Origin of the sequence: Methylobacterium soli, from assembly GCF_008806385.1 — a bacterium.
Lineage (GTDB): Bacteria > Pseudomonadota > Alphaproteobacteria > Rhizobiales > Beijerinckiaceae > Methylobacterium > Methylobacterium soli.
This window is the reverse complement of the sequence record NZ_VZZK01000014.1, coordinates 35,709-48,031: the sequence shown is the minus strand read 5'-3', so window position 1 is coordinate 48,031 and position 12,323 is coordinate 35,709. Positions and strand designations below refer to the sequence as shown.

12 protein-coding genes and 2 pseudogenes are annotated in these 12,323 nt (G+C 68.5%); 7 read left to right on the top strand and 7 right to left on the bottom strand.

Annotation, left to right across the window (positions count from 1 at the left end; translation table 11 throughout):
* Window positions 1-111: 111 nt before the first annotated feature.
* Window positions 112-999: a LysR substrate-binding domain-containing protein gene (locus F6X53_RS14795; protein WP_151000975.1), complete on the bottom strand. Its 888-nt coding sequence runs from the start codon at window positions 997-999 to the stop codon at window positions 112-114.
* Window positions 1,000-1,132: 133 nt separating this feature from the next.
* Between F6X53_RS14795 and F6X53_RS14790 the strand changes: the two are divergent.
* Window positions 1,133-2,437: pseudogene (locus tag F6X53_RS14790) on the top strand (MFS transporter).
* Between the two features lie 37 nt (window positions 2,438-2,474).
* Window positions 2,475-3,332, top strand: coding sequence for a class II aldolase/adducin family protein (locus F6X53_RS14785; RefSeq protein ID WP_151000974.1), 858 nt, complete (start codon window positions 2,475-2,477; stop codon window positions 3,330-3,332).
* A 93-nt stretch (window positions 3,333-3,425) separates the two neighbouring features.
* Here F6X53_RS14785 and F6X53_RS14780 read toward each other — a convergent pair whose 3' ends face one another.
* The 4 genes and pseudogenes from F6X53_RS14780 to F6X53_RS14770 form a co-directional block, all read right to left on the bottom strand.
* Window positions 3,426-3,893: a universal stress protein gene (locus F6X53_RS14780; RefSeq protein WP_151000973.1), complete on the bottom strand. Its 468-nt coding sequence runs from the start codon at window positions 3,891-3,893 to the stop codon at window positions 3,426-3,428.
* 109 nt (window positions 3,894-4,002) lie between these two features.
* Window positions 4,003-4,365, bottom strand: a pseudogene (locus F6X53_RS33980) (universal stress protein); the annotation flags it as partial.
* Window positions 4,366-4,427: 62 nt separating this feature from the next.
* Entirely contained in the window at window positions 4,428-4,598 is a 171-nt protein-coding gene (locus F6X53_RS32390; RefSeq protein ID WP_191970842.1) for a hypothetical protein, read from the bottom strand.
* Between the two features lie 52 nt (window positions 4,599-4,650).
* Window positions 4,651-4,830 (bottom strand): hypothetical protein, encoded by a 180-nt coding sequence (locus F6X53_RS14770; protein WP_151000972.1) that lies wholly within the window; start codon window positions 4,828-4,830, stop codon window positions 4,651-4,653.
* Window positions 4,831-5,167: 337 nt separating this feature from the next.
* Between F6X53_RS14770 and F6X53_RS14765 the strand changes: the two genes are divergently transcribed.
* Window positions 5,168-5,563 carry a hypothetical protein gene (locus tag F6X53_RS14765; RefSeq protein WP_151000971.1) on the top strand — a complete coding sequence of 132 codons (396 nt, stop codon included), beginning with the start codon at window positions 5,168-5,170 and terminating at the stop codon, window positions 5,561-5,563.
* A gap of 119 nt (window positions 5,564-5,682) precedes the next feature.
* Here F6X53_RS14765 and F6X53_RS14760 read toward each other — a convergent pair whose 3' ends face one another.
* Window positions 5,683-6,822, bottom strand: a complete 1,140-nt coding sequence (locus F6X53_RS14760; RefSeq protein WP_191970841.1) for an AraC family transcriptional regulator — start codon at window positions 6,820-6,822, stop codon at window positions 5,683-5,685.
* Window positions 6,823-7,352: 530 nt separating this feature from the next.
* Between F6X53_RS14760 and F6X53_RS14755 the strand changes: the two genes are divergently transcribed.
* The 3 genes from F6X53_RS14755 (at window position 7,353) to F6X53_RS14745 (ending at window position 9,953) form a co-directional block, all read left to right on the top strand.
* The gene (locus F6X53_RS14755; RefSeq protein ID WP_238297986.1) at window positions 7,353-8,348 is read left to right on the top strand and encodes a SphA family protein; all 996 of its coding nucleotides are present in this window, start codon (window positions 7,353-7,355) and stop codon (window positions 8,346-8,348) included.
* A gap of 216 nt (window positions 8,349-8,564) precedes the next feature.
* On the top strand, window positions 8,565-8,804 hold the full coding sequence (locus tag F6X53_RS14750) for a helix-turn-helix domain-containing protein (RefSeq protein WP_151000968.1): 240 nt from the start codon (window positions 8,565-8,567) through the stop codon (window positions 8,802-8,804).
* Window positions 8,805-8,888: 84 nt separating this feature from the next.
* On the top strand, window positions 8,889-9,953 hold the full coding sequence (locus F6X53_RS14745; protein WP_151000967.1) for a ketopantoate reductase family protein: 1,065 nt from the start codon (window positions 8,889-8,891) through the stop codon (window positions 9,951-9,953).
* Between the two features lie 161 nt (window positions 9,954-10,114).
* Here F6X53_RS14745 and F6X53_RS14740 read toward each other — a convergent pair whose 3' ends face one another.
* Window positions 10,115-11,566: a DUF1254 domain-containing protein gene (locus F6X53_RS14740; RefSeq protein ID WP_151000966.1), complete on the bottom strand. Its 1,452-nt coding sequence runs from the start codon at window positions 11,564-11,566 to the stop codon at window positions 10,115-10,117.
* A 470-nt stretch (window positions 11,567-12,036) separates the two neighbouring features.
* On the opposite strand from F6X53_RS14740, the gene F6X53_RS14735 reads away from it, so the two are divergent.
* Entirely contained in the window at window positions 12,037-12,246 is a 210-nt protein-coding gene (locus F6X53_RS14735; RefSeq protein WP_238298261.1) for a hypothetical protein, read from the top strand.
* Window positions 12,247-12,323 lie beyond the last annotated feature (77 nt).

Genomic DNA, 12,323 nt, shown 5'->3' with positions numbered 1-12,323 from the left:
GAACCGTTGGCGTATAGGCCCGGTCCGGCGTCCTGTGCAGCGTGCGCCGTACTCAAACGTCCGGGTTTGACACCGATCGTTCGTGACGGGCTCGCCTTGGACCTTCAGATCTCAGTTCAGGCCTTTGAGCCAGTCGCGAAACGCCACCACGTTCCGGGAATATTCGTCGCGCGAGCGGTAGCACAGGAAGTGCATCTCGCGGTGGAGACTGCGGAAGCGCCCGGCGCCGAGGCGAACCAGGGATCCATCGTCGATCTGGGCCTTGGCGAAGCGCAGGCTTTCCAGGGCGAGGCCCATGCCCTGGACGGCGGCGGAGATCACCAGGGCGCCCCGGTCGAACGAGGCACTCGCGCGGGTGCTCGGCGGTGGCAATCCGTTGGCGGAGAACCAGTCCGGCCACCGCACCGGGCTGAAGGACGAATCGAGCCGCGCGAAGGTCTCGATCGCCGCGGCGTCGACCGACGCGGCCCGCCGGGCGATCTCCGGCGTGCAGAGCGCGGCGATCTCCTCCTCTCCGAGCGCCAGGACCGTCAGGCCCGGGCCGGACGGCGCCTTGCCGTAGGCGATCACGACATCGATGTCCTCGTGCCGCTGGAGGTCGATCGACTCCGCCCCCGACGAGAGGCGGATGCTGACGCTCGGATGCTGCTCGATGAAATGCGGCAGGCGCGGGCTGAGCCAGGCGCTGGCGAAGCTCGGCGTGCAATGGACCGACAGCGACGCGGCGGCGGAGGACGGGGCCAAGTCCGCGCAGGCGGTCTCGATGGCGTCGAAGGCGCAGGACAGAGCCGTCAGCAAGCGCTCGCCATCCGGCGTCAGGCTGACGCGCCGGTTCGAGCGCAGGAACAAGGCGCGGCCGAAATGCCGCTCCAGGGCACGGACCTGATGACTGACCGCCGAGGGCGTGAGGTGCAGTTCCTCGCAGGCCCGCGCGAAGCTCCCGAGCCGCGCCGCCGCCTCGAACGCCCGCAGGGCCAGGAAGCTCGGTATCCGCCGCATCGCCGTCTCGCGTGAATTGAATTCACTGGTCCGTGAAAAAACCTCGTTTGTCAAAGGGCCGCCCGGCAGAAAAACTCTCCTCGGGGCGCCGCTCGACCGGCTTCCCGCATAATAATGCCGAGGAGACGCCGAGATGGCACAAGCTGTGGCCGCCTTTACGGGGCCGGAGATCGACGAGACCGCGCGCCTCTATCGCAAGGTCACCTGGCGGCTCATCCCGTTCCTGTTCGCGTGTTACGTCGCGGCCTATCTCGACCGCGTCAATGTCGGCTTCGCCAAGCTGCAGATGTTGAGCGATCTCAAGTTCAGCGAGACCGTCTACGGGCTCGGTGCGGGGATCTTCTTCTTCGGATAATTCCTGTTCGAAGTGCCGAGCAACATGATCCTGCATAAGGTCGGGGCGCGGCTCTGGATCGCGCGCGTGATGCTGAGCTGGGCCGTCATCTCCGCCGCGATGATGTTCGTCACCACGCCGACGATGTTCTACGTGCTGCGCTTCCTGCTCGGCGTCGCCGAAGCCGGCCTGTTCCCGGGCGTCATCCTCTACCTCACCTACTGGTATCCGGCCGAGCGGCGCGGCGGCATCATCGGGATGTTCATGACCGGCATCCCCATCGCCGGGCTCATCGGCGGCCCGCTCTCGGGCTGGATCATGAACGCCATGGCGGGGGCCTACGGCCTGGCCGGCTGGCAATGGATGTTCCTGATCGAGGCGCTGCCCTCCATCGTGCTCGGCCTTTTGGTCATCGCCTATCTGGATGACGGCATCGCCAAGGCGAAATGGCTGACGAACGACGAGAAGGACCGCCTCGCCCGCAATGTCGCGGCCGACAATGCGCGGACGACCGCGCACCGCTTCCGCGACGGCTTCACCAGCCCGTGGGTCTGGTTTCTCAGCGGCGTCTACTTCTTCTTCGTCATGGGCCTGTACGGCGTCAGCTTCTGGCTGCCCACCCTCATCAAGGGCGCGGGCGTCAGCGACCCGCTGACCATCGGCATCCTGACGACGCTGCCCTACGGCGCGGCCGCCATCGCCATGATCGTGGTCGGCCGCATGTCAGATGCCGCCCGCGAGCGGCGCTGGCACATCGCGATCCCGGGCCTGATCGGTGCCCTCGGATGGCTCGTCAGCATCCAGTACAGCACCAACCTGGTGGTGGCCGAATTCGCCCTGACGGTTGCCACGATGGGCGTCCTGGTGACCCTGGCGCAGTTCTGGTGCCTGCCGACCGCCGTTCTGGCGGGTGCGGCCGCCGCCACCGGCATCGCGGTGGTCAACTCGGTCGGCAACCTCGCGGGCTTCGTCAGCCCCTACCTGATCGGCTGGATCATCGACCGCACGCAATCGACCAGCCTCGGCGTCTACACGCTCGCCGCCTGCCTGGCGGTCGGCAGCCTCCTGGCGCTGACGATGCCCAAGCGCCTCGTCAACCGCTGAACGCCCCGCCCTCCCCCCTCCCGCAGAGAGAAACACCATGTTGGACGAGCACGATCACGACGTCGCCATCGACCTCCCGCCCGACGATACCGGCCGCAAGCGCATCTCGATCTACCAGCCGGAGCAATCCGGCCTGATCTTCCCCGAGATGCCCGCCTTCCAGAGCTTCGAGGAGGAGCGGACCTACCGCAAGCAGCACCTCGTGGCGGCCTGCCGCGCCTTCGCGATGCACGGCTTCGATTACGGCTTTGCCGGGCACCTGACGATCCGCGATCCGGAGCGTCCGGAGCTGTATTGGACGAACCCGATGTGCGTGCACTTCTCGCAGGTGCGGATGTCGAACCTGATCCTCGCCGACCACAAGGGCGACGTGGTCGAGGGCACCTACGCGATCAACCGCGCCGGCTTCGTGCTGCACGCTGCCGTGCACGACGAGTACCCGGACGTGATGGCGATGTGCCACGCCCACACCGTCTACGGCACCGCCTGGTGCGCCACCGGCCGGCCGCTCGACATGATCAGCCAGGACGCGGCGGCCTTCTACAACAGCCACGCGGTGATCGGCGCCTCCGCGGGCGCGGTCGCGGTCGAGAAGGAGAGCGGCTCGTCGGTGGCCAAGCAGATCGGCCGCAACCGCGGCGTGCTGCACCAGAACCACGGCCTGCTGACCTGCTCGCGCCACAGCATCGACGACGCGGCGTTCTGGTTCATCGCCCTGGAGCGGGCCTGCCAGCAGCAGCTTCTGGTCGAGGCCACCGGCATCAAGCCCCAGACCGTGTCCGAGAAGACCGCCCGCTACAGCCGCGAGCATGTCGGCAGCGACTATATCGGCTGGCTGCACTTCCAGACCCTGTACAACCACATCGCCGCAACGCAGCCGGACATGTTCGAATAATCGTCTGCCACGAAGCGGGGCGCCGCGATGCGCCCCGCTTCGTGGCCCGCGGAGCCTCGACGCCATCCTGCGCCCTGCGCGCCTGACGGAATCTCAGGTGGCGACCAGCACGACGGAGCGGTCCGAGGCTTCCAGCACCGCATCGGCGATGGTGCCGAAGGCGAGGCTGTCGCCGGGCCGGCGCGCCACCCCCATGACGATCAGGTCGTGGCCGCCGCGCCGGGCCTCCCGCACGATGGCGTCCTCGGCCGCGAGATTCGCCCGCGCGACGACGCGGATCCTGACGCCGTGCTGGTCGGCCAAGCCCACCACCTCCTTCAGCACCGCCTGATCGCTGCGCCGGGGGCCTGCAAAGCGCCGCCGCCGGGTCGTGCTCGCCGTCGCGCTCGCCACGAACAGCGCGGTCATCGCGGCGCCCGCGGCCCGCGCCACGTGCAGGGCGACCTCGGCGCCCCGGCGCGACACATCGGTGCCGTTGACCGGAACCAGGATGCTCAGGCGCGCGCTGCGGGTCGGCCAGAAGGGCGCCCCGGGCCGCCACGATGGCCAGCGGGCCGGCAAAGCTGTAGGCCGCCCGCGCCACGTCCGGGCTGAAGCCGCCCTCCGCCCCGACCGTCGGCTCGATGCCGATCACCAGGAGGTCGAAGCCCTTCTCCGCCTCGGCTGCGACGGCCTCGTCGAGCGGCCCGTCGACCGGCCGCTCCGTCACGTCGACGCTCACGGCGCCCGCATCCTCCGCCGAGGCCTGATCGCGCGCGACGGCGGCCGCGCCCTGCACGGAGGCGCCGAGGTCCCGGCTCGCCGTCGCGGGATCCGGGACCGGCATGGCCTGCAGCAGCGTCACCGGCATCCCGCGACGCCCCGCGAGCAGACCCGCCAGGCGCGCGGCGAAGCGGCCCTTCGGGCTCTCGTCGGCCGCGACGAGCAGGCGCTCCAGGTTCGGCACGAAGCCGCGCTCCTCGAATTCCTCGCGCTCCAGCCGCGTGCGCTCCGCCGCGTCCAGCGGCAGGCGGCCGAGCGCCCAGCGCAGCATCGGCGGCATCGCGAGCGTGGTCAGAACCGCCATGGCGACGATCATGGTGAAGAGGTCCTGGCTCAGGGCGCCGATGGACAGGCCGATCCGAACTTGACCGATGAGATCGACAGGGCGGTGCCGAGAAACAGCGAGGTGACGAGCCGCAGCTCGGGCTTCGGCAGCATGGTCTCGGGCAGGAACTCCGGCTCGGGCGATGGCGCCGTGCCACGGTTCGCCGGATGTCGCGTCACGGAAATCGGGCGGTATCGACCGTGCGGCGTGCCCGGTCGATACCGGTGGCGGCTAGGCCGCCGCCGTGTCGTCGGCGTCGAGGATGGCCTCGAGATCGCCCGTCAGAGCGTCGAGTTGCTCAGGGCTGGCGATGATCTTGAACGTCGTGCCGTCCTCGGCCTCGACCGCGATCTCCACGTGGTCGTCCACCTTCGCGGCCAGCGCTTGTACGAGCTTGTAGGTCGTTGCCATGAGATCTCCTTGTGAGGCTCCAGGCAACGCCGCAGGCGCCCGATGGTCCCCGCGACAGAAGCTCTCAAGGCCGATGCGATCCGGCCGCGTCGAGACGGCGCGACAGCGCAGGAATCTCGGCCCTCGGCGCGGGCCTGCCTTGTGGCGGATCGCGGAGACGTCCACGAAGCCGCTCCTTGCGACGGGCGTGTTCGGGAGCGCTCGGCGCGCGGCGGCCGCGAAATCAGTTGAAATCGAGCAAAGGCGTGTCCCCAAAGGTCAAGCAAGCCTCGGAGCATCGGCTATTCTCTTCCGTTGCGAGCGGTTCTGTTCGCATCATCGACCAAAGGAGGGAGTTATGCCCTTTACTGTCGCGTCGAAGACGGATCTCTTCTTAGGGCTCGGAATCGTGGCGGCCTGCATCCTGACGGGCTCGATGGCGCTCGCCCAGCCGCTGGCGATCCGGGTCAACCCGCGCCTCGCCGACGAGGGCATCCTCATGTCCGGCAACCAGGCCGCCACGATCCCGACCTTGTTCGAGGCCGGGCCGCGCTACACCGAAGCGAATGGGCGCGGGCGCCGGGTGGGTGTCGGGAGTTCGGTCCCGGATTGGGTCCAGATCGGCTCGTTCCAGAACGTCGCCGTCCCGGGCCTCAACCCCGTCGGCTATTACGGGTACTTCATCTCCCCGGACGACAAGGCCGTCGTCCTCGATCTCGGCTCCCGCAGGATCGTGCGCGTCATCCGGCCGTAGCGGCGACACAGCCGACAGGCGTGCCGGGGCGCGGCCAGCGATGCCGGCGACCGCGCCTCTCACCCGTGGGGGCCGACAAGCCCGCGCGGCTCATCGGCGGAGCGATCGCGCGCGCGATCTCATCGGCGATGTCCCGCACGCCAGGCACTCGGGCTCTCGCCGGACCAGCGCCGGAACGCGCGCGTGAAGGCGCTGGCCTCGGAGAAGCCGAGCGCCGCCGCAATATGCGCGAACGGGATGTCGGTGTGGTCGATCAACTGGCGGGCGATCTCGAAGCGCCCCTGATCCGCCACCACGCTGAAGGCGGTCCCCTCCGCGCTCAGGCGCCGGGCCAGGGTCCGGCGATGCATGGAGAGACGCCCGGCGACCTTCTCGGCGGTGCAGCCGCCCTGCATCAACTCGGTTCGCAGCAATTGCCGCAGGCGCGTGGTGAAATCCGGGGCGGAGAGGCGCGCCTGATCGCGCAGAATCTGCCGCAGGACCCGGGCGCGTTCGGGGTCGGCGCCGGGGATCGGCTGGTCGAGCTGAGAGGCCGGGAAGACCAGGGCCGCCGCCTCACGGTTGAACCGGACGGGTGCCCCGAACGCGGCGCGGTAGGGTGCCTCGTCGCCCGGCACCGCCCGCGGCAGGAGCACCTCCTCGGGGGACCAATCCGCGCCGCAGAGCGCCCGCAGCAGGTTGGTGCCCGCCGCCGCGGCCGCATCCGCCACCTGGTCGGCGCAATCCGTGCCGGGCTCGTAGACCGCGCAGTTCCAGACCGCCGTGCCGTCCTGGGCATTCAGGGCGGTCGTGGCGCCGACGCTATGCGTCTCGACATGCCGGATGAGATTGTGAAGGGCCTGGCCGACCGTCTCGGAATGCCGCATCAGGCCTCCGACGAGGCCGAGGGCGGGCAGCTGGATCCTCTGGCCGAGAAGCAATCCGAAATGCGGGCAGCCCGTGCAGGCGCCGGAACGGGCGATGAGCGCGCAGAACGCCCCCAGCGAGAGGACCGCGTTCGGGTCGGTCAACAGGGCAGGGTCGAGACCCGCGATCCGGATGACGCGGTCGGGATCGGCGCCGAGATCCTCCAGCAAGGGGGCGAAGGCGCGCGCGACGCCGAGCTGGAAGGAATCCTGCCCCGATTGCGGCGCCGCCGCCAGGAGCGAAACCTCCGGCGCGTGCTCACCCTCCGGCAGGAAACCGAACCCCCAGACCAGTGGGCAGAGCCCGACCGGGCCGATCGGGGCGGGCGTCGCGGACCTGGGATGGGACGCCATGGGCGCTCTCCGGGAGATCAGGTTCCTGTCCCATTCCTGCATCCTCGGCCGGCCTCGCCCGACGGATGCCTCGCCTGCCCTCCCCCCGGCTCACATCCGCAGACCCGTCGGCACGGCGACGTCGCGTGGATGTCCTGCCCGGGCTCGCCGTCCTGAACGTGCTCGTCTCCGGCCCCGCGGCAGGCCGCCCGCGCTGAATGCAAGGGTCTCGCCCGACGATTCAGGTCGGCTCGGCAGCGTCACGGTATGATGGCGGGAAGATCCTGCTTGACCCTGGGTGACAAACCTCGCCGTTTTGATCGCACCAATCCGACCGGCCCGGGGCAGACAAGCGTCTTCGTTTCTGAGGTCCTAATGGAATGGCAACTTCCTGCGGATACCGCCGTCCGACGCCGAAGAACCAACTTGCAACAGCATGGCGAAACGTGCGTATCCGTACGAAGTTGCCGCTTGTAAGTTCTTCTGGTTTCTGGAAGCTTGGCCGTAATCGATAAAATCCAAGGGGTGCGGTCATGCATAAATACTGGCAAATGCTTGGTATCGCGCTGACCGGAGTCGCGGCGCTGCAGGCTACGCCGGGTGCACAGGCCGCCGAATCGGCGCAGGGCATCTACGTTCTCGGCAACCGCGGCCCCCTCGCGGGCGTGACGCCGCCGCCGGGCTTCTACTTCGAGAGCGAGACCTACTATTACTCGGGCAATCTCGGGGGCGGCCGCGCCTTCCAGACCGGCGGCGTCGTCGCGGCCAACGTCAAGATCGACTTCACGGCGAATTTCGCGACGCCGATCTGGGTCACGCCGGTCGAGATCCTGGGCGGCAATCTCGGCTTCTCGATCACAATTCCCTTCGGCACGCCCAATATCAGCGCCGGGGCGGTCCTGTTCTCGCCGCGCATCGACCGGATCATCGCCGGGCGCGAGCGCGACGCGAATTTCAGCGTCGGCGACATCTATCTCGCCTCGTTCGTGGGCTGGCACTCGGGCAACCTCCACTGGAGCACCACGCTCCTCGGGGTCGTGCCGTCCGGCTCCTACGAGAGCGGGCAATTGTCGAACATCTCGCTCAACCGGCCGGCGATCGATTTCAGCGGCGCGATCACCTATCTCGATCCCATCCTGGGCTACGAGCTCTCGGTGGTGCCCGGCATCACCTTCAACTGGATCAACCCGGCGACGCAGTACCTCACCGGCACCGAGTTCCACCTCGAATGGTCGGCCTCGAAATATCTGAGCAAGGAATTGTCGGTCGGCCTCGTCGGCTACTATTACAACCAGCTCACCGGCGACAGCGGCTCGGGCGACCGGATCGGGCCGTTCAAGGGACGGGTGACGTCGCTCGGCGCCCAGATCGGCTACACGTTCAAGCTCGGCGAGATCCCGGTCTCGACCAATCTCCGCTTCTTCCGCGAGTTCGACGTCCGGAACCGGTTCGCCGGCACGGCGACCTTCCTGACGATCTCGGCCCCGCTCTGGGTCGCCCCACCCAAGCCCGTGGCCGAAGCGAAGCCGATCGTCTCGAAGTTCTGACCCGCGACGCCGGCTCGCCCCCTCCCGGGTCCGGGACCGCCATCCGCGCGCGGCGCGGCGGGCCAGCAACGATGCGGTCTTCGCGCGAAGCGGCCGAGTCGGCGATGGAACGCCGCCGGGCCCTTTGCGTGTTTCCGGATTCGTGTATCGTTACGCATCGAACCGGTGACGTTTCGAGACGCTTTCGGACCCTCGCGTTGACGAACGGAAACCTCGATGCTGTCGCGCGCGCAATGCCGAGCTGCTAGGGCGGGCCTTGAATGGTCACGCGAGGACTTGGCGAGGCGATGCGGCTTGTCCGACCGGACCATCACGGATTTCGAGCGCGGCGCGCGCGAGCCCCACGAGAACAACAAGCGGGCCATCCAGGCGGCCTTCGAGAGCGCCGGCGTCCGCTTCGCGCAGGATCGGTGCGTCTGCCTTCCCGCCGTGCTGGAAGGTCAGGCGCCGGTCTGACATCCATCCGGGCCAACCGGGATGGGGCCGCGTTCGGTTCCGGGAGCGGAACGCAACACAAAGAATCGTTTTGGGAGGAAAAGCATGGCGCGTAACATCTTGATCCTGGGAGCCTCGTACGGCTCCCTGCTCGGCACGAAACTGCTGATGGCCGGTCACAACGTGACCCTGGTCTGCCGGCGCAAGACGGCCGACCTGATCAACCGCGAGGGGACCGAGGTCCGGATCAAGCTGCGGGACGAGCCGGAGCACCGGTCCATCCGGTCGCACGACCTGCCCGGCACCCTGGATGCGACGCCGCCGGAAGATGTCGACGTCTCCCGCTACGACCTCGTCAGCCTGGCCATGCAGGAGCCGCAATACAACAACCACACGATCCGCGTCCTGCTGATCAAGATCGCGGCGGCGAAGCTGCCCTGCCTCTCGCTGATGAACATGCCGCCGCTGCCCTATCTCAAGCGGATCCCGACGCTCGCGGCCATGGACCTCGAGGATGCCTACACCAATGCGGGCGTCTGGGACCGGTTCGAGCCGGGATTGATGACCCTCTGCTCCCCCGACCCGCAGGCGTTTCGCCCGCCGGGCGAAGGCGCCAACGTCCTCCATGTCGGGCTGCCGACGAACTTCAAGACGGCGCCGTTCGCGGACGAGGCGCATAACCGGCTGCTGCGCGAACTCGAGGCGGATATCGACGCGGTGCGGCTCGACGGCCACGACGTTCCGGTGAAGCTGAAGGTGTTCGAATCGCTGTTCGTCCCGCTGGCGAAGTGGTCGATGCTGCTGACCGGGAATTACCGCTGCGTCACGCCGCAGGAGCCACAATCGATCCGCGACGCGGTGCATGGCGATCTGACGCGTTCGCGCGCGATCTACGAGCATGTCGACGCCATCGCGCAGCGCCTCGGCGCCGATCCGAGCGATCAGGTGCCCTTCGAGAAATACGCCAAGGCGGCGGAGAGCCTGCTCAAGCCCTCCTCCGCGGCGCGCGCGGTGGCGAGCGGGGCACCCTATATCGAGCGGGTCGACGTGCTGGTGAAGCTGATCTCGCATCAGCTCGGGACGCCCGATCCCGAGATCGACCGGACCGTCGAGACCGTGGATCGCAAGCTCGACGAGCGGGTCGTGGCGGGCGGATTCGGCGCGGATTGAGGCCGGGCTGCCGCACCCCGCTTGAGCCGGGACCAGGGGGCGCCGTCCCGGCGCCCTCATCGAGACAAGGAGGGGCGCCGTCCCGGCGCCCTCATCGAGACAAGGAGGGGCGCCGTCCCGGCGCCCTCACCGGAACAAGGAGGGGCGCCGTCCGGGCGCCCTCAGAGCGTGGCCTTCCCACTGCGGCTGACCGGCGGCGGGCCCCAGGCGCCGTTCAGCAGAGCATCCTTCGGCCAGTAGGTGCGCAGCATCAGGTTGAACGGCCCTTCCGGGGCCGGCAGCCAGTTCGATTCCCGCATGGCACCGGGGCTCTCGTTCTGGATGAAGAGATCGACCGAGCCGTCCGGGTTGGCCTGGAGCTTGTCGCGCGGGCTGACGGAGTAGCGGTTGATCGGGTTCTCGACGAAGAAGAACGCGGAATCGTACATCGTCAGCGACCAGAAGCCCTCGACGGGCGGCAATTCGCCGGCGGGGAAGCGCATCACGTATTTCGAGGCGCCGTTCAGCCGGCGGCCGGCGGCATCCACCGTCGTCATCGGGTAGATGGCGTCCTGCGGCAGGTTGCAGCCGAGACCCACGGCCGTGATGAAGGCCCGCTGCAGGTAATCCTTGCCGTAATCGCCGCCGTCGGTCGTGAAGGTCCAGCCGTTCACGTGACGCCCCGTCTGCTTCTCGTGCCCCATGATCCGCGCGATGGCTTGCGCGGGCGCCCGCTCGACGGCCTCCCGGGCGGCGGGCGTGAGCATGCCCGGATCGGAGGTCTGGCCCGGCACGATGCCGAGGGAGGCCATCTTGGCGACCGGAACCCCATCCGCGAGGGCCGGCGGATTGTCCTTCATCAGGGCGGCCAGCAGGTTGAAATAGGCCGTCGCGTCCATGCGGTTGACCTGATCGCGCACGGCCGTCTTGCTGTCGATGCTGGAATCGACTCGGCCCGCGGGCGGCGTGTAGGGCTTGCCGGCCGCGCTCGCCGGGATGAGCCGGTACTGGTCCTGGAGCGCGTGCACGGCCGCGTAATCTTCGGGCGTGCCGGTGCAGTAGGTCCGGCCGAGGATCCAGATCAGGCTCGTGGGCGCCTGGATCAGCCTGGCGCCGGAGGGCACGCTGCCGCTCCAGCCCGGGCCGGCGATGAAATAGGTCTGCGGGCCCGTCCCGGTCGTGCGCTTGCCCGGCACCGCGAAGATGTTCGTCCAGGCGCTGAGCATCGGCATGAGGTAGTAGCGCCCATCCTCTTCCGGGATGCTGAACAGGTAGGGCTCGCGGCCGACATCCACGAAGGCGAACGAGTAGAGCGTGTCGGCGTTCGGGGCCGTGACGGCCCGGAACTTCGCGTCCGGATAGGCGCGCGCATTGCCGATCTGGCCCATCGGCGCGCCCTTCGCGCCGTCGGGCGACGCGACATTGGTGAGGACCCGCCGGGTCATCTCCATGGTGACGAGCGGATAGCCGTAGATGTAGGCCTCCACCGCCAGTTCGAGCGGGTCCATCACGGCGTGGTCGCCAATGACGGGGGCATCCTGCGCGAGGGTCTGGGCGGAGGCGCGGGGCAGCCCCGGCCCGACGAACGGGAAGGCGGCGGCGCCCGCGGCGAAGATCCGTCTCGCCACATCCATGGCCGTCTCCTGTGGGTACCCCGCCCCTGTCCGGGGTCTCTCGGGATTGTCCGTGCCGTCGCCCCCTCGTCGAGGCGCCCGCGCGGATGGGCGTTGCGACGAAGGACCGGTCCTGCCTCGGCCCGGCTGGCGCGGCCCCGTCTGATCGACGCCGGCCTTGCAGGGTTCGCAGGGTTGAAGCCGGAGCCTAGCACCTCCCTCGAAAGCTCGAAGCAAGCAAATGCGAAAGCGCGCGCGTTGGTTTGTTTCGCGCAGAAGGTTTCGCGCAGGGCGGCCTTCCGGGAGGACTTGCCTCAACTTCCCCCATTTGGACGATTCACGATCGCGCGCCGCGAAACCTGCGCCGCCGTAACCGTAACAATCCCCGGGCCCCGCGTCCCGGCGCATGATGGGGATCGCCGGTTCGCGCAGACGTGCCGTACCCGGAGGCTGGTATGGGGCGTTCAGAGCGACGCGGCCTGGCAAGGCTCATGCTCCGCTACCCGGAGCGGCGGGAGGCGTTCCGGCGCAAGGCCGCGGACGATCCCTACTTCCTCGAACTGTGCGATGCCTACGAAGCAACATGCGAGGCGGCGGAGTATTGGGCAAGATCGAGCGAACCATTTGCACCTGAACGTACATGCGAATACAGAAGGCTTGCAACGGATGTCGAGGAAGACATCCTGCGCAAAGTCGTGTAAGCCGTTAACCTGGATTTAGGCTCGGCCCGCGCCTGCGGGCCAACGCATGTGAATGTCCTCGCAGCATCGTCCGGTTC

Bases quoted from the DNA above. Each gene is read 5' to 3' on its own strand.
- F6X53_RS14760 (WP_191970841.1), bottom strand. From the start codon at position 6,822: ATGGCGTCCCATCCCAGGTCCGCGACGCCCGCCCCGATCGGCCCGGTC.
- F6X53_RS14765 (WP_151000971.1), top strand. From the start codon at position 5,168: ATGCCCTTTACTGTCGCGTCGAAGACGGATCTCTTCTTAGGGCTCGGA.
- F6X53_RS14795 (WP_151000975.1), bottom strand. From the start codon at position 999: ATGCGGCGGATACCGAGCTTCCTGGCCCTGCGGGCGTTCGAGGCGGCG.
- F6X53_RS14735 (WP_238298261.1), top strand. From the start codon at position 12,037: ATGCTCCGCTACCCGGAGCGGCGGGAGGCGTTCCGGCGCAAGGCCGCG.
- F6X53_RS14740 (WP_151000966.1), bottom strand. From the start codon at position 11,566: ATGGATGTGGCGAGACGGATCTTCGCCGCGGGCGCCGCCGCCTTCCCG.
- F6X53_RS14755 (WP_238297986.1), top strand. From the start codon at position 7,353: ATGCTTGGTATCGCGCTGACCGGAGTCGCGGCGCTGCAGGCTACGCCG.
- F6X53_RS14770 (WP_151000972.1), bottom strand. From the start codon at position 4,830: ATGGCAACGACCTACAAGCTCGTACAAGCGCTGGCCGCGAAGGTGGAC.
- F6X53_RS14750 (WP_151000968.1), top strand. From the start codon at position 8,565: ATGCTGTCGCGCGCGCAATGCCGAGCTGCTAGGGCGGGCCTTGAATGG.
- F6X53_RS14785 (WP_151000974.1), top strand. From the start codon at position 2,475: ATGTTGGACGAGCACGATCACGACGTCGCCATCGACCTCCCGCCCGAC.
- F6X53_RS14745 (WP_151000967.1), top strand. From the start codon at position 8,889: ATGGCGCGTAACATCTTGATCCTGGGAGCCTCGTACGGCTCCCTGCTC.